We start from the raw sequence: 24,697 nt of genomic DNA on the forward strand, positions 1-24,697 counted from the left end.
CGGGATTCTTCCCGATCCCCCACCCGCGTCAGCCGCTTTCGGCCGCGAACCCCACGAACTGCGCCCACGGCTCGCCGCCGACGAGCAGGTGGGCGCGGTCCCTGTCCTTGGAGTCGCGGACGTGCACGGCGGCGGGGGTCAAGGCCACTTCGACGCAGTCCGGTCCCTCGTTGCTGCTGTAGCTGCTCTTGAACCAGTCCAGCGTGCCGATGGTCATGTCTCTTCTCCCAATACCTTTTCGATGAAGGCAAGCGACTCCCGGGGCGTGAGAGCCTGCGCCCGGATGATTCCATAGCGCACCTCAAGAAGTTGCACCTCCTGGGGATCGCTGATCAGCCGACTGTGGGTCTGCCCTTCTTCGTGGCCCACCGTTTTGCCCCTCTTCAGCTTCAGCAGGCGGAACGGACCTCCCATGCCGGCGTGGTCTTCGCGGTCGTTCGGCATCACCTGAATCTCGACGTGCCTCATCTTCGCGGCCTCCAGCAGGTGTTCCAGCTGTTCACGCAGGACTGCCCTTCCGCCGATGGGCCGCCGCAGGGTCACCTCCTCCTGGACGAAAGTGACTGTGGGAGTCGGCACGCGCGCGAACACGGCCTGCCGCGCCATGCGAGCGCCGACGTGCCGGTCGATCTCCTCCTCGGTGTACGCCGGACGCCGCATCGTGTACAGGGCCTTCGCGTACTCGGGTGTCTGCAAGAGGCCGTGAATGTAGTGGTTGGCATAGGCACCGAGTTCGAAGGACTCGTCCTCCAACCTCTTCAGGTCCCGGACCTTCTGTGGGTACCGGGCCTTCTCCACGTCCTCCTTCATCGCGGACAACTTCCCGCCCGCGCAGAGCACTTCGTCCGCCGCGTCCAGGAACTCGGGCTGCGGCACCCGTACCGCCCGCTCCACCGCCGAGACGAGATCCTCGCCGTACCCGATCCGCGCTCCCAGCTCACCCTGCTTCAGTCCGGCGGACTCCCGCCAGAGCCTGATCTGCCGCCCGACGGCCCTGAGTACGGCCTCGGCCTCCTCGTCCTTCATGCTCACCCTCCGTGTCGAATCCCTCACACGGCAGGGTAGGGAGTCCGGGGCGGCCGAGTCCCGCGTATCCACGACCCGGTGAACGCGGGCCGGGGCCCGTCCCCGTGAACGGATTGCGAAGAGGGGGCGGGGGCTGGGCGGGAATGCCGTGTCAGGGCAGGTTTGTCCCGCTGAACGGACCGTTCCCGGTCGATTACAGTGCTGGACGTCGTACAGGCGGACGGTGCCGTGGGGAGGTCTGGTGAGCGCGACAGCCGGTGCCGTCTGGGGACGCGCCGAGCAGCAGGACTTCCGCGGCCGGGTACGCGGCTCGCTGCTCGGGGTCGCGGTGGGTGACGCGCTGGGCGGCCCCGCCGACGCGCTGTCCCTGGAGGAGATCCGGGCGGCGTACGGCGGCGAGGGGCTGCTGGACCTGGCCTTCGGGCACGGCCGGCGCGGCACGGTCACCCATCACACCCAGCTGACCCTGTTCACCGTGGACGGGCTGATACGCGCCCAGGTGCGCCGGGACACCGGGGCCTGGCATCCGCCGACCGATCTGCACCGGGCGTATCTGCGCTGGGCGGCCACCCAGCGGGACTGGGGGCCCGACGAGCGCCGCAAGGACGACGGCTGGCTGGCCCGGGAGGAGTGGCTGTACGCCCGCCGGGACCCGACCCGCGCGCTGCTCATGGGCTTCGGCGACACGACCATGGGCACGCCGGAGTCCCCGAAGAACCCGGAGGAGCTGGGGCCGGAGGCAGTCGCCCGCTCGGCGCCGTTCGGACTGCTCGTCGGCTGGGAGCCGCAGCTCGTCGCGCAGCTGGCCGTGGAGTGCGCGGCCCAGACCCACGGCCACCCCATCGCCTATCTGTCGGCGGGCGCGTACGCGGTGATCGTGCACGCGCTGGCCCGCGGCGAGAGCCTGGACGGCGCGGTGCAGCGCGCCCTCGCGCTGCTCGCCGCCCGCCCCGGCCACCAGCCGGTCTCGGACGCCCTCCAGCACGCCCTCGGCGCCGTACGGCAGGGGATGCCCACCCCGGCCCGGGTGGAGGAGCTGGCCGGGGACGGCACGGCGGACGGGCTGCTGGCCGCGTCCGTGTACTGCGCGCTGGTGGGCGAGGACGTGCGGCACGGGCTGTGCCTCGCGGTGAACCAGAGCGGCCCCTCCGCGGCGGCGGGCGCCCTCACCGGCGGCTTGCTGGGCGCCCTGCACGGCGAGACGGCCCTCCCGCCGGCCTGGATCGCCGAACTGGAGGGCCGCCCCACCCTGCTGGAACTGGCCGACGACTTCGCGATGGAAATGACCCAGGGCCCCGCCCTGCACGGCCCAGCGGGCTCGTCCCCGGGGTGGCTGGCACGGTATCCACGGGCCTGACGAGCCCCCCCCCCGTAGGGGCGCGGGGAACCGTGCGCCCAGCCCCCGCGTACCGCACCCGCTCGTCGGCAGCGCCCCCTACGACGCCACCACGTCGTCCCCCGCCGCCCTCGGAACCGGCACGGTCGCCGCGGTGGCGCCGTCGTCCGTGTTGACCTTCTCGATGATCGCCAGTCGTTCCGGGGTGTCCTCCGGCTTGAGGTAGCCGATCAGTACGTACAGGACCAGGGAGACCGCGAGCGGGATCGAGACCTGGTACTGGAGGGGGACCCCGCCGTCGACGTTCCAGCTGATGGGGTAGTTGACCAGCCAGAAGGCCAGCAGGCCCGCCGCCCAGCTGGTGAGGGCCGCGGTCGGCCCCGAGCGGCGGAACGTGCGGAGCAGGCCGAGCATCATCGGGATCGCGATCGGGCCCATCAGACCGGCCACCCACTTGATGACGACGGTGATGATGTCCTTGAAGGCGGGGGAGTCGACCTGCGTCGCCACCGCCATCGACAGACCGAGGAAGACGACCGTCGTCACCCGGGCCGCGACCAGGCCCGAACGCTCGCTCCACGAGCGGGCCTTCGCCGACACCACCGGCGCCACGTCCCGGGTGAAGACCGCCGCGATCGCGTTCGCGTCCGAGGAGCACATGGCCATCGTGTGCGAGAAGAAGCCGACGACGACGAGTCCCAGCAGGCCGTGCGGCAGCAGCTGTTCGGTCATCAGCGCGTAGGCGTCGGAGCCGTCCGGTTTCCGCGCCTCGACCAGCAGCGGGGACATCCACATCGGGAAGAACAGGACCACCGGCCAGACCAGCCAGAGGACCGCCGACAGCCGGGCGGAGCGCTCGGCCTCGCGGGCGCTGCCGGTGGCCATGTAGCGCTGGGCCTGGTTCAGCATGCCGCCGTTGTACTCGAAGAGCTTGATGAACAGGAACGCCAGCAGGAACACCGTGCCGTACGGGCCGACCAGCGGCTTGCCGTGGCCGTGCAGCGCGGGCTCGTCCCAGGCGCCGAGGAAGCCGATGTCCTTGTCGTTCAGCTTCATCACGACGGCGACGAACATCGCGACGCCGGCCAGCAACTGGATGACGAACTGGCCGAGTTCGGTCAGCGCGTCCGCCCACAGGCCGCCGATCGTGCAGTAGACGGCGGTGATCGCGCCGGTGACGAGGATGCCCTGGTTCAGGGACACACCCGTGAACACCGACAGCAGGGTCGCGATCGCCGCCCACTTGGCGCCGACGTCCACGATCTTCAGCAGCATGCCGGACCAGGCGAGCGCCTGCTGCGTGGGGAGGTTGTAGCGGTTCTTCAGGTACTCCAGCGGGGACGCCACATGGAGCCGGGAGCGCAGCCGGTTGATGCGCGGCGCGAACAGCTTCGAGCCGATCGCGATGCCGAGCGCGATGGGGAAGGACCAGGTGATGAAGGAGGTGACGCCGTAGGTGTAGGCGATGCCCGCGTACCCGGTGAACATCACCGCGCTGTAGCCCGACATGTGGTGCGAGATGCCGGAGAGCCACCAGGGCATCTTGCCGCCGGCCGTGAAGAAGTCGGAGACGTTGTCCACGCGCTTGTGCGACCAGACGCCGATCGCGACCATCACACCGAAGTAGCCGATGAGCACGGCCCAGTCGAGACCGTTCATGTGTCCCCTTCCAGGGTTCGCAGCCAGGGTCAGGCATGTGAACTCTGGTTTCGAACATGGAGGCACGGCAAGGAAGGGGAAGGTCAAGAAGGAGTAAAATTGTTCGGTGTCATGACCTCAGTTCATGTACCTGAACGTCTTCGGCAGTGTCCGCACCTGCCGGATCCGCGATCCGTGCAGGTCGGCGGCCTACCGCATCAGTTCCCCCGCGTTCACGAGCAGCGACTGCCCCGTGATCGCCCGCGCCCGGTCCGAGGCCAGGAACACCACCGCGTCCGCCACGTCCCCGTCCGTGGCCAGCTCCGGCAGCGCCATCCGCTCGCTCAGCCGGGCCAGCACCTCGTCCTCCGGCACCCCCTCCGCGTCCGCCGTGAACCGGACGAACGCCTGCACCGGCGGCCCCCACATCCAGCCGGGCAGCACGGTGTTGACCCTGATCCGGTGCGGCCCCAGCTCCCGGGCCAGCGAGTACATCGCGCTGGTCAGCGCCCCCTTCGACGCGGCGTACGCGGCCTGCCTCACCTGCGAGGGCGCGGCCACGGCCGACTGCGTCCCGATGAACACCACCGACCCGCCGCCGCCCGCCTTCAGCGCCGGCAGGCAGGCCCGGGTCATCCGCAGCGTCCCCAGCAGGTTCACGTCCATGACCGACTGCCAGGTCGCGAAGTCGGCGTCCGCCAGACCCCCGAAATACGAGTCCCAGGCGGCCACCTGCACCACGGCGTCGACCCCGCCGAACCGCTCCCCGGCCAGCGCCGCCAGCGCCTCGCACTGCCCCTCGTCGGTGATGTCGGTCGCCCGGTAGGCCGTGCGCGTGCCCTCCGGATCGATCCCGGCCGCGCTCTTGGCGAGGTTCGCCTCGGTGCGCGCCCCCAGCACCGCGTTCCCGCCGTCCCGTACGACGGCCGCGGCGACCTGGTGGCCGAGCCCCGCCCCGACACCCGAGACGACGACGGTCTTGCCCGCGAGCAGTGACATGGGCTGCCTCCCGGCTCTGGCACATTGTCTGACGGGGCGTCAGAGTATGGCCGAGCGCAGGAAGACGGAAGGGCCGTAGAGGGGAACCGCATGAGCGAGGACACCCGCAGCGAGCTGTACGCCGAGCTGGCCGCCGTAGGACCGTACGGCGCCCGCCCCGGCCACGCCCTGATCACCATGGTCGAGCCGCACCCCGGCCACGAGTACGCGTACAACCGCTGGTACGAGGACGACCACTACTACGCCGGCGCGATGGCCATGCCCTGGATGTTCGCGGGCCGCCGCTGGGTGGCGACCCGCGAGCTGCAGCTCCTGCGCTCCCCGGAGGAGTCGGCGGTCGCCCGGCCGGTCACCGCCGGCTGCTACCTCTCCACCTACTGGATCACCGACGGCCGCTACGACGACCACATGAGGTGGACGGTCGCCATCAACCGGCGCCTCAACCGGGACGCCCGCGTCCACCACGAGCGCACCCATGTCTTCACGGCCTTCCAGGACCACGAGACCACGGTCTACCGGGACGGCGCCGCCGGACCGCGCGCCCTGCACGCCCTCGACCATCCGTACCGGGGCCTGGTGCTCGAAGTGATCGACGCGGACTCGGCCGGGCAGCGGGCGCCGCTGCTGGAGTGGCTGCGCACCCGCCATCTGCCGAAGCGGCTGGCGGGCTCACCGGCCGCGCTGGTGACCGTCTTCCGGCCCACCCCGCTCCCCGGCGACCGCATGACCTACGTCAAGCAGGTGGAGGGCGTGGCCACCCGGCTCACCCTGCTGTGGTTCCTGGAGCGGGACCCGCGGGAATGCTGGGCGGACCACTTCACGGGCCTGGACGCGGACGTCGCGGGATCCGGACTCGGCCGGGTCGAACTGGTGGCGCCGTTCATCCCGACGATCCCCGGCACGGACACCTACGTGGCCGAGCTGCGCGGCACCGGGTGACGCCCGCCGGGGCGGCCGGGCGGGCGGCCGGGCACGGTCACTTCAGCTCGTCCGGGCAGGGCGTACCGCGCGGCAGCTGGTAGGGCGCGGCCAGGTGGTACGTCCCGGCCCGCGGCGCGAGCAGCATCGTCCACTTGTCCCCGTTGCCGTCCTCCGGCGTCTGCATCAGGCACCCGTTGACGTTCCGGTACGTCTTCGGTGTGCTGTGGGACGCCTGCGGCGGCCGCACGCTCTTGCCGTGCTCGTCGACGATGCTCAGCCACGGCGAGTACGGGATGCGGATCAGGATCCGCCCGGCCTCGCGCACCCGCAGGGTCATCTCGCCCTGCTCGGCCCGGTCCACCACCGCGTTCGGCTCGGCGAGCGGCGCCGGATCGGTCACCTGGAACAGCTGCCAGTTGGCGTCGCCCCAGATCTGCTTCAGATACGGCATCCCGCGCTGCAGCAGCTCGCGCTCGCCGCCGTCCCCGTCGACGTTGTCCTTGGGCAGCACCACGTAGTGCACCGCCCAGCGCTGGAGCCACTCGTGGTAGGTCGCCGAGTTGAGCGTGTCGTCGTAGAAGAGCGGGTTGCGCTCCATGTCGGCCTGCCGGTTCCAGCCCCGGGCCAGGTTGACGTACGGCGCGAGCGCGGAGGCCTCGCGGTGCGAGCGGGCCGGGACCACCTCGACGCGGCCCTTCTCGGCGCCCGCCTTCTGCAGCTCGTTGACGAGCGGTGCGAGTTCCCGCGCCCAGGAGGCGGCCGGGGTGGTGTGGATGATGTCGTCGACGGACTTGAAACCGATCCAGCCGACGAAGCCGAGGAAGGCCAGCACGGTCACGTACCACTGGCGGGACTTCGGCACCGTGTACGGCAGCGCCGCGATCAGGGCGGCGCCCGCGAACAGCATCGGCAGCCGCGAGATGTTGGACCCGATCTGCGAGCTGATCAGCCACACCAGCACGACACCGAGGCTGTAGACGGCCGCCGTCAGCCGGACGGTCACCCACTTCTTCGGCACCAGGAACAGGCACAGCAGGCCGTACAGCAGCGGCAGGATCACCGAACCGATCCCCATCGGCTGGGTGCCGGAGAACGGGAACAGCCAGGCCGACACGGCGACCACCGCCGACGGCGCGAGTCCCAGCGCCCATGCGCCCGGCCGCCGCTTCTGCAGGAACAGCGCGGCCGCGACCAGCCCCACGAACAGCCCCGCGACCGGCGAGGCCATCGTCGCGAGCGCGGCCAGCGGGGCGGCGACCAGAGCCTTCGCCCAGCGCTTGTAGCGCCACCGGTACGGCCAGCAGAACACCGCCGCGACCGCGCCGAGCGCGAACATCATCCCGAGCCCGAAGGTCACCCGGCCGGAGATCGCGTTGCAGATCAGCGCGAAGATCCCGGCGAGCGAGACCCACAGCGGGTTCTTCACGGCCCGGCTGCGTATCAGGATCATCGTCAGCAGGCCCGCCGAGAGCGTGCCGGCGATCATCATCGTCGTACGGACGCCGAGGACCGACATCAGGTACGGCGACACCACGCTGTACGACACCGGGTGCATACCGCCGTACCAGGCGAGGTTGTACGCCGAGTCCGGGTGCCGGCCGACGAACTCCGCCCAGGCGTCCTGCGCGGCCAGATCGCCACCGCTGTTCGCGAACGTGAAGAACCAGATGATGTGCAGGACGCCGGCGAACGCGGTCATGGACAGTGCCGGGTGCCGCAGGAGGCGCCGCCGGAGCGGCTGGAGGAGGGCGAGCGCACGGGCAGGTCCGCCGCGACGGTCCGCCGCGCCGCCGTCACCGTCCGTGTCCGTCTCGGTGCCGGACGTTCTGCCGGCCGGCGTTCCGGCCGTGGTGACGGCCGGTCGGTCGGCAGCCGTCTCCGTCGCGACGTCAGTCATGGACAGACGTATTCGCGGGCCGGATCCCGGCCCCGGATCGGCGTCGTCGGCGCGTGTCGGCTCCGCTGTGGCCACCTGAAGGCACTCCCCGTGTCCCGTCTTCTGTTCTCGGCCGCTTCCCTCGGTGTTCCCGGCCGTTTCCCGTCCAGTTCGCGGCCCCGTCCCGTGACCGGCGACCTGCCCCGATTCGTGACGCTAGCACGCACCCCGCCGCGGGGCTCCCGGGTGGGGGCTCCGGCGACGGGGTGCGCGGGCGGGCTCGGGCGCGGTGCCGGTCAGCTCACGCGGGTGAGCTTGGCCCCGAATCCGGGCTCGGCCAGATCCTTCTGCAGGGCCACCGGCACCTTCACCGCGCCGGCCGAGCCGTCACCCACGGTGAGCGTGCCGACCGTGGTGCCGGCCTTCGCGGTGTGCGGCACGGTCCCGGGGGCGAAGGACAGCTTCACCTTCAGGCCCGCCCAGCCGGCCGCGGTGACGTCCTTGGTGGCCACGATCGGGGTGTGGCCGCCGAGCCGGTCGTCCACATAGCCGACGACGTCGCCCTTCTTCAGGATCTTCGACGAGATCAGCGCGTCCTGCGCGGCGAGCAGCGCGGTCTTGCTGACCTTGTTGACCGTGCCGAGGATGGGCGCCGTGTTCTGGGCGAGGATCGCGCCGACGATCGTGACCGTCTGCCCGCCGACCTTCTTGCGGGAGGCGAAGAGCAGGTTGCCGCCGGCCGCGGTGGTGCTGCCGGTCTTGATGCCGATCGCGCCGATGCGGTACGGCAGCTCGTTGTAGTTGGGCCAGTTGTGCCCGGAGGGGTCCGTCCAGCTGGCCGCGCTGGTGATGGCGACCAGGGCCGGGATCTTCACGACCGCGCGGCCGAGCTTCACCTGGTCCGCGGCCGTGGAGACGGTCGTCTCCTTCAGGCCCGAGGGGTCGGTGTACGTCGTGCCGGTCATCCCCAGCTCCTTGGCGGTGGCGTTCATCTTCTTGACGAACGCCGCCTCCGAGCCCGCGTCCCAGCGCGCGAGCAGCCGCGCGATGTTGTTCGCCGAGGGGATCATGACGGCCGACAGGGCTTCCTTCTCGGTGAGGTGATCGCCCGCCTTGACCGTGTTGAGCGTGGACTCGCCGTCCCTGAAGTAGCCGCCCTCCTTCTCGGCCTTCGGGTCGATCTCGATCTTCGGGCCGTCCTGTCCCGGCTTCAGCGGGTGCTCCCGGAGGATGATGTACGCGGTCATGGTCTTGGCGACCGAGCCGATGGCCACGGGCGTCTGCTTGCCGAAGCGGCCCATCGTGCCGACGCCGTCGACCTCCATCCAGCCCTGGCCCTCGCCCGGCCACGGCAGGCTCGTGCCGCTGCCCTTGAAGGTGTAGCTGTCCTCGGCGGTGAGCGCGAGGGCGGGCGCGGGCAGCGGGCGGACCGCCTGAATGACCGCGATGACGACCACCAGGAGCAGGACCAGGGGGGTCCAGATCTTGACCCGGCGCACGATCGTGCGGACCGGGGTCTCCGCGGGCGGGGGCGTGTTCGTCAGCTCCGCCAGCAGGTCCAGCGGGGGCTTGGGCGGGAGCGGCTGCTGGGTGGTGCGCTCCGGGCCGACCTGGGGGACGGTGGTGGTCGTGTCGGCGGGCGGGGCGGCCGGGGTGGCGGCGGCCGGCTTGCGCAGGTCGTCCTTGAGCGCGACGAACTTGCTGGTGCGCTCGGATTCCGACTCGGCCTGGGACCCGGGGGGCTTGGGCTTGCCGCCGAGCTTGAGCATGGTCGTCGGCTGGTCGACGGGCTTCTTGGGCGCGAGCGCCTTGAAGACGGTGGTGGGCTGGTCGACACCGGCCTCGGCTCCGCCCTCGGCCCGAACGGCGCCCTCACCCGCACCACCCGTGCGGCTCTCGTCGTCACCCGCGGGTGGCTCCTGCGGGTCATCCGCGCCCTCGGCGTCCGCGGCTCCGCCCTCGCCGTCGTCCTCGGCGTCGTCCACTGCGGCCTTCGCACCGGCACCGGACGCGGCTGCCTTCGCGCCGGCACCGTCCGTCGTGGCCTTGGCGTCGGCGGCGTCCTCTGCGGCCTTGGCGTCGGCGTCGGCGTCGGAGGCCGCGGGCTTCGCCGGCTTCTTGTCCCGGGCGGACGTCGTGGCCTTCGTGCCGGTGGCGTTCTCTACGTCCTTGGCGTCGGCGTCGGCGTCGGCGTCGGAGGCCGCGGCCTTCGCGTCACCGTCCTCCGCCGCGGGCTTCACGGCCTTGGCGTCGGGACGGTCCGCCACGGGCTTCGCGGCCTTCGCGTCACCGTCGTCCGCCGCGGGCTTCGCGGCCTTGGCGTCAGGACGGCCCGTCGCGGGCTTCGCGGGCTTCGCGGCAGCACCGGGCGCCGTAGCCTTCGCGTCCGTGCTCGTCGGGGCCTTCGCCGCGACGGACTTCTTGGCCGCGGCGGTGTCGGTGGCGGGCGCCTTCGCGTCAGCGTCCGGGCTCGTGTCCGCGTCCGCGTCCGACTCCGGCTTCGCGCCCTCGTCCTTCGGCTCGTCCGAGGACGTCTTCGGCTCCGGGGCCTCGGCGGACGGGGTCTCAGACCCGGGCTCGGGCTCGGATTCGGAGCCGGGCTCCGCCTTCCTGCCGGCCCCGGCCCCGGCGTCCGCGTCGGTCCCCTCCGTGTCTATGGGCTCGGCAGCCTCAGAATCCTTTGCAGTCGCGTCGGTTCGCGGTGCGCGGACCCAGGACGAGACCGCCGCGCGCAGGGCGGCGTCCTGGTCGTCGCCGTCGGCGGAGCCGGCCGGCTCCTCCGGCTCGCCCGCGGCCCCGGGCCGTAGCTTCAGGATCTTCGTCGCCGTGTCCGCGCCGCCCGAGGAATCCTTTTCGCGGGACACCGCGAGACGCGGATCGCGCGCCTCGGGAACCGAACCCGCGCTCCCCGACGTCGGTTCCGCCGACGACTCACGCTGCTTCGACTTGTCGGGGGACTCGCCCGCCACCGATGCCTCCTCCATGCGTCGCACGCCCAGGTGTGCGCCCTGTCCGAACCATGTACCAGTGTCCTGTGTGAGGGCTTGGCCCCTGCGGTAGACGAGAACGACATACCTACCGGTTCCCTCACGAACCGGTCACGCGCCCTCGACAGACCAATGTGAGAGGGGTCACCCTGTCATTCATCCACGCGGGGAGGCATGGATGGGCAGGAGCCGCAGAACGATTCCGGAGGAGCTTCTGCTGCTGGCACTGGACCCGGCCACGGGTACCACTGCGCAGCCGCAGTCGCTCGACCTCGGTCTGGCCGGAGCACAGCTAGTGGAGCTGGCGCTGGCCGGACGGATAGCCCCAGACGGGGATCGTATCGCCGTGGTGGTGCCACGGCCGACAGGAGATCCGACTCTGGACTGCGCGTTGGAGTTGCTGCGAAGGCGTGGCGCTCCCGTGCGTGCCGTCCATTGGATCGGCGGGCCCCGGCTGGGGCTCAGGCAGACCTATCTCTCGCATCTGGAGCGGTGCGGCATGGTCGCCGCCGTGGCGGGCCAGATGTGCGGGGTGCTGCCGACGACGCGTTACCAGGCGACGGACACCGCCATCAGCCGGGAGATCCGATCCCGGCTGGACTCCGCGATCCGCACCGGCGTACCACCGGACCCGCGGACCGCGGCGCTCGCCGCCCTGGCGCACGCCGTCGGGCTCGGCAAGCACCTGTATCCGGGTAACGAGGGGCGATCGTCCCGCTCCCGGCTGCGGGATCTGATCCGGCACGACCCCATGGGCGGGCTCGTCGCCCACGCCGTCATGGACGTGCAGAACGGTGCGGCGGCACAGCCGCGCCGCGGTCCGGCCCCGGCCGGCCGCCCGGCCGCGCCCGGAACCCGGCCCGCGACGGAGCCCGCACGCGGGGTTCCGATGCAGCCGCGCCACGGGTCCATGGCACGCGCCGTGGCCCACTGAGCCGCAACCCCGGTCACCGCAGACCCGGTTCGGGAGCCGCTGGTCCGAGCGGGGCGGTGAGACCCCTGTGGTCTCGCCGCCCCGCTCGACTGCGTCCAGGGGCACAAGAGTTCAGCGGCCGCCGCATATCCCTCGTTTCCCAGCGGTAGGAAGCACTAGGTGGCAGTCTGCTCAACAGCAGATACGGAAAGTGTTAAGTAACAGGCAGTAAGCCGGAGGTGCGCGTCCCGTGGCGTCCAATGTCAATCCCACCGTCAGGCGGCGCCGGCTGGGCCAGGAGCTGCGCAGGCTCCGCGAGCTCAAGGGCATGACGGCCGAAGAGGTGGCCGAGCGGCTGCTCGTGTCGCAGTCGAAGATCTCCAGACTCGAGAACGGCCGCAGAAGCATCAGCCAGCGCGACGTCCGGGATCTGTGCGGGGTGTACGAGGTCGAGGACCAGCGGATCGTCGACTCGCTGATGGAGATGGCCAGGGATTCGCGCCAGCAAGGCTGGTGGCACACCTTCGGGGACATCCCGTACAGCGTCTACATCGGACTGGAGACGGACGCCGAGTCGCTGCGCGTGTACGAACCCCAGCTGGTGACCGGCCTGCTGCAGACCCACGCCTACGCGGAGGCCCTGGTGCAGGGCGCGTTGCCGGAGACGTCGACGGCCGAGATCGAGAAGCGCGTACAGGTGCGGCTGCGCCGACAGGAACGTATCACCGCCGAGACCAACCCGCTCCGGCTCTGGGTCGTGCTGGACGAGGCGGCGCTGCGCCGGGTCGTGGGCAGCAGGCTGGTGATGCGCGAGCAGCTGGAGCACCTGATCGAGATGTCCCAGCTGCCGCACATCACCGTGCAGGTGCTGCCCTTCGAGGTGGGCGCCCACCCGGGGCTCAACGGGCAGTACGCGATCCTGGAGTTCGCCGACGCCGCCGACTCCAGCGTGGTCTACCTGGAGGGCGTCACCAGCGACCTGTACCTGGAGAAGGCCCAGGACGTGCAGAAGTACGCCGTGATGTACGAGCACCTGCGGGCCCAGTCGCTCAACGTGGAGGCGTCCCGGCAGTACATCGCCGAGGTGGCGAAAGCGTACGCGGACTGAGTGAGGCCACGGAGGGCGCGTGATCGTACACCGTCGGTCCGCCTCCGTGGAAGGCCCACCTGGAATATGCCATCCGGTCGAGTGAACGACTGCTCCGCCAGACGCAGTTGCCCGGTAGCGTCGATCACGCCAGTCAGACGACATGGTTGGCGTGAACCGCACTACGCAACTCGCAACAGGAGTGGACATGGCACTGATTCAGGGCGCTTCGGAGACGTGGATGAAGTCCTCCTATTCCGCGGGCAACGGCGCCTGCGTCGAGGTCAAGTCGCCCACCGCCGCCGAACTCGCCGTCCGGGACTCCAAGACCCTGGAGGGCCCGATCCTGTCCTTCCCCACCGACGCGTGGAACGCCTTCGTGGCCTCGGTCAAGGCGTGAGGGGTTCTCCCTGACACCTGACCCCCCGCACAACTGCACAGGCACCACCAGAAGAGCCCTCTCGACCAGTCGCCGTCCTTGCCGAGGGGGCTTCTTCTGTTCAGGACGCGGTCACGCCGTTCCCGAGCCCATTGCCGAGCCCGTCCCCGTCTCCGTCTCCGTCTTCGTGGAGGGCGACACCGGGAACGCGACGTCGCACACCGGGTCCTGCGCGCCCGCGGCCTCCCAGTCGGCGAAGTAGATCTCCCGGCAGGGCCCCGCCGGCTCCAGCCCCCGCCCGGCCAGCCACTGCTCCACCGCCTCGAACGCGGCCAGGATCTGCGGATGCGCCACCTGCGCCTTGGTGATCCGGGCGTAGGCGAGCCGGGTCGCCGGCTCCACCCGCACCTTCGTCTCCCAGGCCCGCCCCTGCCGCTCGGCCCAGGCCCGCGCCGCCGCCTCGTCCGCGACCGGCACGCACGCCTCGGCGGGACCGTCGCTCTCCATCGACACCTCGGAGTGGTAGACGACGTACGGCGCGGCCGTCACGCCCCCGCACTCCCGCGCGCCGGCCTCAAGGCGGCCCAGCGACGCGCCGATCCAGGCCGGCAGCTCGCCCGCCAGCGTGTGCCGCGACTCGGTGATCACCACCCGCGCCGGCACGTCCACGGTCTCGATCACGAACTTCCCGTACATCTCGGAGCTCCTCCCCGACAGTCGTCCACGGAGGTACTCGGCGAGAGTCCGCTGCCCGGCCACCCGGGCCTCCACGCCCGCCCAGTAGGCGGCGAGCCGCTCGGCGGCCTCGGCGCCCTCGGCCCCGGTCACCTCGGCGATCCGGGCGAGCGGCATGTCCAGCTGCCGCAGCAGGGCCACCAGGCGGGCGTGCTCGACCTGGCCGGCCCGGTAGTAGCGGTAGCCGCTGGCCTCGTCGACACGGGCCGGGGCCAGCAGGCCGAGCCGGTCGTACAGCCGCAGGGCCTTGGCCGACAGCCGGGCCCGCGCGGCGAACGCCCCGATGCTGAGCAGTTCCTCGTCCACAGCGTCATCCTCCGTCACCGGGCGGTTTCCTCCCGCCCGGCGAGGACGACGCTCGTGCCTGCCCCAGGGGCAAGGTCAAACCGTGCTCAGCCGAGCTGGCTCTCGATCGCGGCGACGACCTGCGCCGACTCCGGCTCGGTCTGCGGCGAGAACCGCGCCACGACCCGGCCGTCCCGGCCGACCAGGAACTTCTCGAAGTTCCAGCGGATGTCCCCGCTGTGCCCCTCGGCATCGGCGAAGCCGACCAGACGCTCGTACAGCGCGTGCCGGCCGTCCCCGTTGACCTCGACCTTCTCGGTCATCGGGAAGGACACGCCGTACGTCGCCGAGCAGAACTCCGCGATCTCCTCGGCGCTGCCGGGCTCCTGCCCGAGGAACTGGTTGCAGGGCACGCCCAGCACGGTGAAGCCCTGCCCGGCGTAGCGCTCCTGGAGCTTCTCCAGGCCCGCGTACTGCGGGGTCAGACCGCACTTGGAGGCCACGTTCACGATGAGCACGGCCTGGCCCGCGAACCGGGTCAGCTGCGCGGAGCCGCCCTGGAGCGCCTCGATCTCGACATCCAGCGGGGAACCGTTGTGGTCAGTAGTCGTCATGGGCGGATGCTAACTCCGCCGGGTGACGCCCCCGTGCCCGGCCTCCACCAGCACATCGCCGGCCGGGGTCCGCACGTACAGCACCGACCGGCCCGCCCGCCGCCGCGCCACGAGACCCGCCTCCCGCAGCACCTTCAGATGCCGGCCGACCGAGCCGAGCCCCTGCCCGGTCACCGCGGTCAGCTGGCTCGTGCTCAGGGGGGAGCCGAGGAGGACCAGCACCCCGGCCCTGGCCGGCCCGAGCAGCGCGCCGAGGCCCGCCGGCACCGCGTGGCCGTCCCCGGCCAGCACTCCGGCGCAGGGGTACACCACGGCGTACCGCACCCCCTCCTCCCAGGCCACCCAGCCCTGCCGCTGCGGGGTCACCGGCACGAAGAGCAGCTCGGCGCCGGAGATCTCGCGGGGCGGATACTCGTGCAGGTTGACCTGGAAGCGGTTCTCCCCGAGCCAGCGCGTCCCGCCCGGCCGCAGCGAGTCCAGCACGCTCGCCCAGCCGCCCTGACTCACCCGCGCCGTCCGCGCCGTCACGTCCGCCTCCAGCACCCGCCGGCGCCGCTCCCAGGACGGCCGTACGGCGCTCTCCCACACCCACTCCAGCAGGACGGCCGCCCGCTCGGGCAGGTCGTCCCGGTCCAGGTCGGCGGGGAGCGGTCCGGCCAGGGAGACGCGCAGCTGCGCGCGGGCGGCGGCGGGGGAGACCGACCGCACCCGGGCCACCTCGGCGGCGAACGGCTCCCCGGCGCGGGGCGTGGGCGTCAGGAAGTCGGCGATCCACTCCCGGCCCAGCCCCGCCCGCACCACCCGGGCCGTCACCGGGTCGGCCGCCAGCCGCGCCCGGTAGCGCGGCAGCAGGGCGCGCAGCCACTCCTGCTCACCGGGGTGCGCGCCCTCGCCCGCGTGCAGCAGCTTCAGACAGGCGAAGGTCTCGGCGAGCGGGGAGAGCACGAACCGGCTGCGCGCGAGCGTGTCCGCGTTCAGCTCCCACCACCCCATGGACCCTCCCCGTACGGCCGCTCCCACCTCGTACGACACGGCGCCGCCCGGTACGGCCTTTCGCGCGTCGGCGAAACAGTAACGGAGGCCGCGCGGGGCGCCCGAGACTCCGGACCATGTCCAGCTACCGCTCCCTGACCCGCACCCCGGAGTTCACCCCGCTCTTCCTCGGCACGGCCGCCCAGACCGCCGCGCAGACCCTCGGCGGACTCGCCCTCGGCACGCTCGTGTACCGGGCGACCGGCTCCCCGCTGCTGTCGGCGGTGAGCATGTTCGGCCCCTCGCTCGCCCAGGTGCTGGGCGCGACCTTCCTGCTCTCCGGCGCCGACCGGCTGCCGCCGCGGACCGCACTGACCGCCGTGGCGCTGGCCTTCGCCGCCGGTACGGCGCTCCAGGCGCTGCCCGGCCTGCCGACCGGCGCGGTCTTCGCCGCCGTCCTGCTGCTCGGCCTGGTCGCCGCGCTCGGCGGCGGGGTCCGCTGGGGCCTGCTCAACGAGATCCTCGGCAAGGACGGCTATCTGCCCGGCCGTTCGCTGTTCAACATGATGAGCGGTCTGCTGCAGATCACCGGCTACGCCACCGGCGGCGCCCTGCTGACCGCGCTCTCCCCGCGGACCTGCCTGCTCGTCGCCGCGGCCCTGTACCTGACGGCCGCGCTGACCCTGCGGCTCGGCCTGGCCCCCCGGCCGCCCCGGACCGCCGGCCGCCCCTCCCCGTCGGCGACCTGGCGCACCAACGCCCTGCTGTGGTCCTCCCGCCCCCGCCGGCTGACCTATCTGGGCCTGTGGGTACCCAATGGCCTGGTCGTCGGCTGCGAGTCGCTGTACGTGCCGTACGCGCCCGGCGCCGCGGGGCTGTTGTTCGCCTGCGGGGCGCTCGGCATGTTCGCCGGGGACGTCACGGTGGGCCGGCTGCTGCCCGCCTCCGTACGCCGCCGCATGGCCACCCCGCTGCTGATCCTGCTGGCCGCGCCGTTCCTGCTCTTCTGCACGCGCCCGCCGCTGCCGGTGGCGGCGGTGTGCGTGGCGCTGGCCTCCACGGGCTTCGGCGCGAGCCTGATCCAGCAGGAGCGGCTGATGGCCCTGACCCCCGACGAGCTGGCCGGCCACGCCCTGGGCCTGCACTCGGCGGGCATGCTCACCCTCCAGGGCGTGGGCGCGACGCTCGCCGGGGCCCTCGCCCAACTCGTCCCGCCGGCCTGGGCGATGACGATGACGGCGGCGGCCTCCCTGGCCGTGACCGGCGCCCTGGCTACGGCTGCTCGGCGTTCTCCGCCGGCCGCTGTGCCGGCACCTGCCGCTCGCTGAGGCCGGACTTCTGCCCGAGGTCGGAGTCGATCTTCTGCACGGTCCGGTCGAAGTACCGCAGCAGCTCCACCGGGAAGGGCATCACCAGCGTGGAGTTCTTCTCCGCCGCCACCTCGACGACGGTCTGCAGCAGCCGCAGCTGCATCGCCTCGGGGGTGTCCGACATGATCCGGGACGCGTTGGCGAGCTGCTGCGCGGCCTGGAACTCGCCGTCCGCCGTGATGACCCGGGCCCGCCGCTCCCGCTCGGCCTCGGCCTGCCGGGACATGGACCGCTTCAGCGACTCGGGCAGCTGGACGTCCTTGATCTCGACCCGGTCGATGTGGACGCCCCAGCCGGCGGCCGGACTGTCGATCATCAGGGCGAGCCCCTCGTGCAGCCGCTCCCGGTCACTGAGCAGATCGTCCAGATCGCTCTTGCCGATGATGGACCGCAGGGAGGACTGGGCGACCTGCCCGACGGCGAAGACGTAGTCCTGCACCTCGATGGCGGCCCGCACCGGATCGGTCACCCGGAAGTAGACGACGGCGTCGACCTTCACCGACACGTTGTCCCGGGTGATGCCCTCCTGGGTGGGCACCGGCATGGTGACGATCTGCACGTTCACCTTGCGCATCCGGTCGGCGAACGGGATCAGGAAGGTGACGCCCGGCTGCCGGTGCGCCGGCAGCGCCTTCCCCCACCGGAACACCACCCCGCGCTCCACCTGGTTCACGACCCGCATCCCGCTCTTCAGCACGAGCAGCAGAAGCACGGCGACGACCACCACTGTCACGACAGTGCCTTCCATGGCACTCCCCTCTCCGATGCGATCCGGACAACCGGGAGGACACCGGGGGGAGGGGCGCCGGATGCGGCGGACGCATCAGGGAAAGGTAAAGAAACGCGGGAGCGGCGCGGCCGGGACGCTCACCGGCCGCCGCTCTGCTCGACGTGCAGATGGATCGGGCCGCGCAGCACGGGGCTGCGCCGGTACGGCGGCGGGTCGGCGACCAGCCGGGGCCCGTCGAGGCGGCGCACCAGCTCGGTCAGCGCGATCTGGGTCTCCAGCCGGGCCATCGGGCCGCCGAAGCACAGGTGGATGCCGCTGCCGAACCCGAGGTGCTGGTTGTCGCGCCGGTCCGGGTCGAAGCGGTCGGCGTCGTGGAAGCGGCGCGGATCGCGGCTGCCCGAGGCCAGCATGAGCATGATCTGCGAGCCCTTGGGGATGACGGTGTCGGCGACGGTGATGTCGCTGTACGCCGCCCGCCACGGAATGATGTGCACGGGCGGCTCGTAGCGCAGCAGTTCCTCCACCAGCGGGACGACGACGAGGCCCGGTTCGTCCCGCAGCCGCTCCAGCACCCGCGGGTGGCGCAGCAGCGTCAGCATGCCGTTGGTGATGAGGTTGACGGTGGTCTCGTGGCCGGCGATCAGCAGCAGGTTGGCGGTGCTGACGATCTCCTCGTCGGTCATCCGCCCGTCGGGCCCGTCGTCGTTGGCCATCCGCGACAGCAGGTCGTCCCCCGGCCGGCCGTGGCGCTCCTCGACCAGCCCGCCGAGGTACTGGCGCAGGTCCTTGGTGGCCTGCGTGCCGTTGTCCAGCTTCTCCTTCGGGTCGGTCGCGGGGTTGTAGTCGATCGAGTCGATGATGGCGTTCACCCACACGTGGAACCTCGGCTCGTCCTCGCGCGGCACGCCGAGCAGATGGCAGATCACCGTGACGGGGAACGGGTAGGCGAAGTCGTCGACGACGTCGACCTGTTCCTTGCCCGCGAAGGCGTCGATCAGCCCGCTGACGACGGCCCTCAGGTCGGGTTCCATGCCGGACACCAGGCCCGGGGTGTGCGGGGGCCCGAAGTGGCGCATCGCCATGCGCCGCAACCTGTCGTGCTCGGGCGGGTCCAGGTTGATGAACGCCGGCGTGGTCCGTCCCTCCAGCTGGGGCATCGGACGCGCCAGATTGCGGACGTCGGAACTGAGGTGCGGGTTGTGCAGGATGTCGGTCAGCTCGCGGTACGTGCTGATGACATAACTGCCGTCCTCCTGCAGGGCCACCGGTGTCTCGCGCAGCTCGGCGTAGAGCGGGTAGGGGTCGGCCCGGGAGGAGTAGTCGAGGATCCGCCGCAGCGTGTCGGGTGTCTCCGTCGTGGTCATCTCGCGCTCCCTCCTACCGGTGCTGCCACGCGGCCGTGACGCGCCGCGCACCCGGGTCGTGACCGGTGACGACCACCGTGGCGCCCTGCGCGAGCAGGGCCGGGCCCGGGAAGTCGACGGGCACCGGTTTCGCGTCGGCGGGCTCGTCGGGCGTGGGACAGGGCGGCGGGAAGGGCGCGGCCGTCTCGATCAGCCGCCGGTAGTGGTCGAGCCACTTGGCGTTGTTGAAGCTGACCGCCGCGGTGACGCGGCCCCGGTAGCCGTAGGTGGCGACGAAGCGGTGGTCGGCCACCGAACCCTGGGTGACGACCACCTCGTCGGCGAAGGTCGGCACGCCGACCGTCTTGATGTTGACGCCGAACTGGATCGACCAGAACACCGGGATGGACAGGTGCGGCCAGCGGTCCGCCTGGCCGCTGACCATGTTGTGCGCGGCGACCTCGGCCTGCTCCACGGCGTTGGCCCAGTGCTCCAGCGAGATGAGCCGGTACTCGTAGATCGGGTTCGGGCAGCGTGCCACGTCCCCGGCGACGAAGATGTCGTCGGTGATCAGGCCGTTGAGGTCGAGGGCCCGGCACCCCGTGTCGCAGGCGATTCCCCACACGCCCGCCGCGAGACCCGAGTCCCGCAGCCACTCCGTGTTGCGGATGCCGCCCAACGCCACCACCGCCACATCGGCGTCGAGCGTGCTGCCGTCCTCGAAGTGGGCCCGGCGGAACCGCCCCTGCTCGTCGCCCTCCAGCCGGGTGACCTTGACACCGCAGCGCAGGTCGACGCCGTGGGCGCGCTGGAGGTCCGCCGCGACATCACCGATCATGGCGCCGAGCGCACCGACCAGCGGGGCCGGCGCCACCTCGGCGACGGTCACCGGGATGCCCCGCTCCCGGCAGATCGAGGCGATCTCGGAGCCGGTGAATCCCGAGCCGATGACGAGGACGCGGGAGGGGCCGGCGGCGAGGGCACGCTGCAGGCCCGCGGCGTGTTCGCGGGTGCGCACGACGAAGACGCCGTCCAGGGCCGCCTCGCTCTCGACGAACCACGGGCGGGCCCGTACCCCGGTGGAGATCAGTACCCGGTCGAAGGGCACCTCGCGCCCGTCGGCGAGACGCACCTGGTTGGCCGCCAGGTCGAGACCGCTGGCGGGCACGCCCAGCAGCCACTCCGCGTCGATCTCACGGCGCCGCGGCAGGGTCGTGCCGTCGGCCGGCACCCACCCGGTCAGCACCTGCTTGGACAGGGGCGGCCGGTCGTAGGGCTCGCCCAGCTCGTCACCGATCATGGTCAGGGATCCGGTGAAGCCCTCGCCGCGCAGCGCCTCCGCGGCCCGCAGTCCCGCGAGTGACGCCCCGACGATCACGATGCGGCCCTCGCGCTTGAACGCGCGCAGTGTGTCGGCGCTGGTCATGAGGGCGACGTCTCCAGCCCGGCGGTGCGTCCCTCCAGCTGGTCGACCAGAATCGCCTGGACCGGACAGGCCGCCGCGGCACGCAGCACCCGGTCCCGTTGGGCCTCGTCGGGAGCGGGGTCGTACATCAGCGCTTCCTCGCCGTGCATCCGGAACGCGTCCGGCGCGAGGAACGCGCACTGTGCGTACCCTTCGCATCGGGAAAGATCAACGACAACTCTCATCCCGACCTCCACGGGGACTGCGGGCTGCGGGCCCCCCGGCGCGGTGTCGACGCGGTGTCGGCGCGGCACGCACGGCACGAGACGGGGTGGGGGGAAGGGGCCCGCGCTCGTCGGGTCTCGGCAGAAGGAATCGGCCGAAGCGACCAGGGCGGCCGGCGTCCGCGCAACCGCCCCGAGCAGATGACCTTGTCGCCAAAAGCGTAGCTCGCGCCCATATCACCCGCATCCCGGCAAGGTGGCATCCCGGTAAGGCGGCATCCCGGCAAGGCGCCGCGCGCGCCGCCCCGTTCCGGCACCCGCCCCTCCCTCAGGCCGTACGCCCCGGACAGGGCCTGCCCCCGGTGCCCTGCGCCCGCACCGGCACACCGGGCCGAAGCCGGATCCCCGGCTTACGCTGATCCAGGGGGTGCGTCCGGGCGAATCACACACCGAGAGAGGCGCCCCCATGGACCACTACCCACTGATCGAGAACCACGGCCTCCTGGGCGATCTGCAGACCGCGGCGCTGGTCACCACCGACGGGACCGTCGACTGGCTGTGCCTCCCCCGCTTCGACTCGCCCAGCGTGTTCGGCGCGCTCCTGGACAAGGACAAGGGCGGCCACTGCACGGTCCGCCCGCGGCACGAGACGTACGCCACCAAGCAGTTGTACCTGCCGGACACCGCGATCCTGGTCACCCGGTTCATGACCGAGGCGGGCGCCGGCGAGGTCCTCGACTTCATGCCCGTGACCGGGACGACGGCCACCCCGCGCCACCGCCTGGTCCGCATGCTCCGCTGCGTGCGCGGCAGCATGACGTTCGAGGTCGAGATCGCCCCGCGGTTCGACTACGGACGCACGGCCCACCAGCTGGACATCACCCCGCACGGCGCGGTGTTCCGCGCCGCGGACGGCGAGCGACTGACCGTGCACCCCGTCCGGGAACCGGAGGACGAGCGCCTGGCGGAGGGCCTCACGGACCGGAACGCCGATGTGCGCATCACCCTGACCCTGCGGGCGGGGCAGGAGCGCGGGATGGTCCTGGAGTCGGCCGCCGACGGTCCGCCCAGGGAGATCCGGCTGGCCGAATACCGTCGGCTCTTCGACGAGACCAGCGTGTTCTGGCGCTCCTGGCTGAACAGGTCCCAGTACACGGGGCGCTGGCGCGAGACGGTGGAGCGTTCCGCGATGGCGCTCAAACTCATGACGTACGCCCCCAGCGGCGCGGTGGTCGCCGCCCCGACGGCGGCGCTCCCGGAGCAGCTCGGCGGCGAGCGCAACTGGGACTACCGCTTCACCTGGATCCGGGACGCCTCCTTCTCCGTGTACGCCCTGCTGGGGCTGGGCTTCACCGACGAGGCCAGGGCGTTCATCAACTGGCTCGGCGACCGGGTCAGGGAGCGCGCCGGCGGCGGGGACTCCGGCCCGCTGAACATCATGTACAAGGTCGACGGCTCCTCCGACCTGGACGAACTGGTCCTCGACCACTGGGAGGGCTACGCCGGTTCCGCGCCGGTACGGATCGGCAACGGCGCCGCGACCCAGCTCCAGCTGGACATCTACGGCGAGGCGCTGGACAGCATCTACTTCGCGCACCGGCACGGTTTCGACACGGGGTACCAGGGCTGGCGGTCGCTGCTGGACAACCTGGACTGGCTCGCCGGCCACTGGAACCAGGCGGAGGAGGGCCTGTGGGAGACGCGCGGCGGGCGCAAGGACTTCACGTACGGCCGCGTGATGTCCTGGGTGGCCTTCGACCGGGCGCTGCGGCTCGCCGAGGCGAACGGCTGGCCGGCGGCGGTCGCGCGCTGGAGCGCCGCACGGGACGAGATCTACGAGCAGGTGATGGCCAAGGGGTGGCGCGAGGACCGGCGGGCCTTCGTCCAGCACTACGGCAGCGATGTCCTCGACTCCTCGCTGCTGCGGATGGCGACGGTCGGGTTCGTCACCCCGAAGGATCCGATGTGGGGCCGCACCCTCGACGCCATGGAGGAGGAACTGGTCAGCGACAGCCTGGTCTACCGCTACAACCCGGAGGCGTCCCCCGACGGCCTGCGCGGCTCCGAGGGCACCTTCTCGCTGTGCACCTTCATGTACGTCGACGCCCTGGCCCGCGCGGGACGCGTCGACCAGGCCAGGCTGGTGTTCGAGAAGATGATGGGCTACGCCAACCACCTCGGCCTGTTCTCCGAGGAGATCGACCCCACGGGCCGTCAACTGGGCAATTTCCCGCAGGCGTTCACCCATCTCGCCCTCATCGACGCGGCGATCACCCTGAACGCGGCACTGGACCGCCGTTAGCGGGGCGGGAGGGCGCCGGGGGCGGCGCGGGTCAGCCGCCGGTGGCGAGGGCGCGGGTCAGCCGCCGGCGGCGAAGACGCGGGTCAGTCGCCGGGGGCGGCGCGGTTCAGCCGCCGCTGGCGAAGGCGCGGGTCAGCGGCCGGCGGCGAAGACGCGGGTCAGTCGCCGGCGGCGAAGGCGCGGGTCAGCCGCCGGTGGCGAAGCCGGGGAAGAGCGTCATCCCGCCGTCCACGTAGAGCGTGGTGCCCACGACGTAGTCCATGAGGTCGGAGGCGAGCCCGACGGCCGCGTTGGCGATGTCCTCCGGGTCGCCGACGCGGTCGTACGGAATCAGCCGCAGAAGGTCCTTCTGCGCGTCCGGCGTGTCCCAGGCGGCGCGGTTGATGGGCGTCTTGATGGCGCCCGGGGCGATCGCGTTCACGCGGATCTTCTTCGGCGCGAGTTCCTGGGCCAGCGTCTCCATCATCATCTGGACGCCGCCCTTGGACGCGGCGTAGTTCACATGCCCCGCCCACGGGATGATCTGGTGCACCGAACTCATGCAGATGATCTTCCCGGCGGCCCGCGACACCTCGGGCACGACTCCGCGCCGCAGGAACTCCTTGGTCGCCTCCCGGGCGCAGAGGAACTGCCCGGTGAGATTGACGTCCAGCACCTTCTGCCACTGGGCCAGGGTCATCTCGGTGAACGGGGCGTCGCGCTGCATCCCGGCGTTGGCGACGAGGACGTCGATCGTCCCGAACTCCTCGACCATGCGGTTCATCATGCCGACGACCTGGTCCTCGTCGGACACGTCGGCCTCGTAGGCCGCCGCACGCACACCGAAGGCGGTGATCTCCTCGACCACCTTCTCGGCTTCCTCCCCACCGGCGACGTAGTTCACGACCACGTCGGCCCCGGCCCGGCCCAGCGCGACCGCGGTGGCCCGGCCGATTCCGGAATTCGCCCCGGTGACCAGCGCCTTCTGGCCCTTGAGCAGGTGCGCGGGGATGACGTACTGGGGTGCGTCCTCGGCGGAACTCACGATGACCGACTCCTTCACTGCGCCGCCCGGTCCCGCCGGGCCGCGCCCCGGCGGATCCAGCCGCCACGCAATCACCGGCACCGGGGCACGGCACCCCGGGCGACCCGCCGTTGCGCCGACCGACTGAGGATCTTCGCCCGGTCGGGGGCGGGAGCGACCGGGGGCGACTGGGGGCGGCGTGGTGTGACCCACCGGGGGGAGTAGGACGCCCGGGGCTGCTCTCGTCCCGTCTCCCGATCCGAGCAAAACCCTGCCTGACCAGCGAAGATCAACAGATCCCCATGGGCAGGTGCCCGGTTTGCGGGCGGCTGGGAGGGAGCCGATCCTGAGGGAGAGGTATACCGGCCGATGGCCGATCGTCTCCGGGGGAGCGCGTCCCGAGCAGGGAGCGGGTTCGGTCCCATGAGGCTTGTCGTCGATCTCGACCGGTGCCGGGGACGCGCGCTCGACCGGTGCCGGGATGAGCACCCAGTGCGGTGCCGACACCAAGGCAAGGCGGCGGCGGGCGCGATGCCGGCGCCGCGCGGCAGG

The 24,697-nt window shown here is 71.8% G+C and carries 21 protein-coding genes; 7 read left to right on the forward strand and 14 right to left on the reverse strand.

What is annotated here, in order from left to right; all coding sequences use genetic code 11:
• Positions 1-28: 28 nt before the first annotated feature.
• Positions 29-217: a DUF397 domain-containing protein gene (locus ACF073_RS16505; protein ID WP_392070483.1), complete on the reverse strand. Its 189-nt coding sequence runs from the start codon at positions 215-217 to the stop codon at positions 29-31.
• A complete protein-coding gene (locus ACF073_RS16510; protein ID WP_392070485.1) occupies positions 214-1,026 on the reverse strand; it encodes a Scr1 family TA system antitoxin-like transcriptional regulator in 813 nt (270 codons plus the stop codon). Before ACF073_RS16510 ends, ACF073_RS16505 begins: the two co-directional genes overlap by 4 nt.
• A 241-nt stretch (positions 1,027-1,267) precedes the next feature.
• Here ACF073_RS16510 and ACF073_RS16515 point away from each other — a divergent pair, with 241 nt between their 5' ends.
• Positions 1,268-2,383, forward strand: coding sequence for an ADP-ribosylglycohydrolase family protein (locus ACF073_RS16515; RefSeq protein WP_392070487.1), 1,116 nt, complete (start codon positions 1,268-1,270; stop codon positions 2,381-2,383).
• 78 nt (positions 2,384-2,461) lie between these two features.
• Here the strand turns inward: ACF073_RS16515 and ACF073_RS16520 are convergent, their stop codons facing one another.
• Positions 2,462-4,021: a sodium:solute symporter family protein gene (locus ACF073_RS16520; protein WP_392070489.1), complete on the reverse strand. Its 1,560-nt coding sequence runs from the start codon at positions 4,019-4,021 to the stop codon at positions 2,462-2,464.
• A 189-nt stretch (positions 4,022-4,210) separates the two neighbouring features.
• Positions 4,211-4,999, reverse strand: coding sequence for an SDR family oxidoreductase (locus ACF073_RS16525; RefSeq protein ID WP_392070490.1), 789 nt, complete (start codon positions 4,997-4,999; stop codon positions 4,211-4,213).
• Between the two features lie 90 nt (positions 5,000-5,089).
• On the opposite strand from ACF073_RS16525, the gene ACF073_RS16530 reads away from it, so the two are divergent.
• Positions 5,090-5,938 carry a hypothetical protein gene (locus ACF073_RS16530; protein ID WP_392070491.1) on the forward strand — a complete coding sequence of 283 codons (849 nt, stop codon included), beginning with the start codon at positions 5,090-5,092 and terminating at the stop codon, positions 5,936-5,938.
• Between the two features lie 37 nt (positions 5,939-5,975).
• On the opposite strand, the gene ACF073_RS16535 is transcribed toward ACF073_RS16530, so the two are convergent.
• Both ACF073_RS16535 and ACF073_RS16540 read right to left on the reverse strand, forming a co-directional pair.
• Positions 5,976-7,892: an MFS transporter gene (locus ACF073_RS16535; protein ID WP_392070492.1), complete on the reverse strand. Its 1,917-nt coding sequence runs from the start codon at positions 7,890-7,892 to the stop codon at positions 5,976-5,978.
• 200 nt (positions 7,893-8,092) lie between these two features.
• Positions 8,093-10,780, reverse strand: coding sequence for a D-alanyl-D-alanine carboxypeptidase (locus tag ACF073_RS16540; RefSeq protein ID WP_392070493.1), 2,688 nt, complete (start codon positions 10,778-10,780; stop codon positions 8,093-8,095).
• A gap of 181 nt (positions 10,781-10,961) precedes the next feature.
• On the opposite strand from ACF073_RS16540, the gene ACF073_RS16545 reads away from it, so the two are divergent.
• The 3 genes from ACF073_RS16545 (at position 10,962) to ACF073_RS16555 (ending at position 13,183) form a co-directional block, all read left to right on the forward strand.
• The gene (locus ACF073_RS16545) at positions 10,962-11,717 is read left to right on the forward strand and encodes a GPP34 family phosphoprotein (RefSeq protein ID WP_392070495.1); all 756 of its coding nucleotides are present in this window, start codon (positions 10,962-10,964) and stop codon (positions 11,715-11,717) included.
• A gap of 229 nt (positions 11,718-11,946) precedes the next feature.
• On the forward strand, positions 11,947-12,804 hold the full coding sequence (locus ACF073_RS16550; protein ID WP_392070497.1) for a helix-turn-helix domain-containing protein: 858 nt from the start codon (positions 11,947-11,949) through the stop codon (positions 12,802-12,804).
• Positions 12,805-12,991: 187 nt separating this feature from the next.
• Complete coding sequence (locus ACF073_RS16555) at positions 12,992-13,183, forward strand: DUF397 domain-containing protein (protein ID WP_392070499.1); 192 nt, start codon at positions 12,992-12,994, stop codon at positions 13,181-13,183.
• Positions 13,184-13,294: 111 nt separating this feature from the next.
• On the opposite strand, the gene ACF073_RS16560 is transcribed toward ACF073_RS16555, so the two are convergent.
• From ACF073_RS16560 to ACF073_RS16570, 3 genes are all read right to left on the reverse strand, one after another.
• Positions 13,295-14,221, reverse strand: coding sequence for a MerR family transcriptional regulator (locus ACF073_RS16560; protein ID WP_392070501.1), 927 nt, complete (start codon positions 14,219-14,221; stop codon positions 13,295-13,297).
• A 68-nt stretch (positions 14,222-14,289) separates the two neighbouring features.
• Positions 14,290-14,796: a glutathione peroxidase gene (locus tag ACF073_RS16565; protein ID WP_392070503.1), complete on the reverse strand. Its 507-nt coding sequence runs from the start codon at positions 14,794-14,796 to the stop codon at positions 14,290-14,292.
• Positions 14,797-14,805: 9 nt separating this feature from the next.
• Entirely contained in the window at positions 14,806-15,789 is a 984-nt protein-coding gene (locus ACF073_RS16570; protein ID WP_392070505.1) for an ArsR family transcriptional regulator, read from the reverse strand.
• A gap of 116 nt (positions 15,790-15,905) precedes the next feature.
• On the opposite strand from ACF073_RS16570, the gene ACF073_RS16575 reads away from it, so the two are divergent.
• Positions 15,906-17,096: an MFS transporter gene (locus tag ACF073_RS16575; protein WP_392070507.1), complete on the forward strand. Its 1,191-nt coding sequence runs from the start codon at positions 15,906-15,908 to the stop codon at positions 17,094-17,096.
• On the opposite strand, the gene ACF073_RS16580 is transcribed toward ACF073_RS16575, so the two are convergent.
• From ACF073_RS16580 to ACF073_RS16595, 4 genes are all read right to left on the reverse strand, one after another.
• A complete protein-coding gene (locus tag ACF073_RS16580; RefSeq protein ID WP_392070509.1) occupies positions 17,041-17,886 on the reverse strand; it encodes a slipin family protein in 846 nt (281 codons plus the stop codon). The two genes, ACF073_RS16575 and ACF073_RS16580, sit on opposite strands and share 56 nt — an antisense overlap.
• A 119-nt stretch (positions 17,887-18,005) precedes the next feature.
• A complete protein-coding gene (locus tag ACF073_RS16585; RefSeq protein ID WP_392070511.1) occupies positions 18,006-19,232 on the reverse strand; it encodes a cytochrome P450 in 1,227 nt (408 codons plus the stop codon).
• 13 nt (positions 19,233-19,245) lie between these two features.
• Positions 19,246-20,637 (reverse strand): NAD(P)/FAD-dependent oxidoreductase, encoded by a 1,392-nt coding sequence (locus ACF073_RS16590; protein ID WP_392070513.1) that lies wholly within the window; start codon positions 20,635-20,637, stop codon positions 19,246-19,248.
• Positions 20,634-20,861 carry a ferredoxin gene (locus tag ACF073_RS16595; protein ID WP_392070514.1) on the reverse strand — a complete coding sequence of 76 codons (228 nt, stop codon included), beginning with the start codon at positions 20,859-20,861 and terminating at the stop codon, positions 20,634-20,636. Before ACF073_RS16595 ends, ACF073_RS16590 begins: the two co-directional genes overlap by 4 nt.
• A 445-nt stretch (positions 20,862-21,306) precedes the next feature.
• On the opposite strand from ACF073_RS16595, the gene ACF073_RS16600 reads away from it, so the two are divergent.
• Complete coding sequence (locus ACF073_RS16600) at positions 21,307-23,142, forward strand: glycoside hydrolase family 15 protein (protein WP_392070516.1); 1,836 nt, start codon at positions 21,307-21,309, stop codon at positions 23,140-23,142.
• A gap of 184 nt (positions 23,143-23,326) precedes the next feature.
• On the opposite strand, the gene ACF073_RS16605 is transcribed toward ACF073_RS16600, so the two are convergent.
• The gene (locus ACF073_RS16605) at positions 23,327-24,121 is read right to left on the reverse strand and encodes an SDR family oxidoreductase (RefSeq protein ID WP_392070970.1); all 795 of its coding nucleotides are present in this window, start codon (positions 24,119-24,121) and stop codon (positions 23,327-23,329) included.
• Positions 24,122-24,697 lie beyond the last annotated feature (576 nt).

Origin of the sequence: Streptomyces sp. NPDC015171, from assembly GCF_043079545.1 — a bacterium.
Lineage (GTDB): Bacteria > Actinomycetota > Actinomycetes > Streptomycetales > Streptomycetaceae > Streptomyces.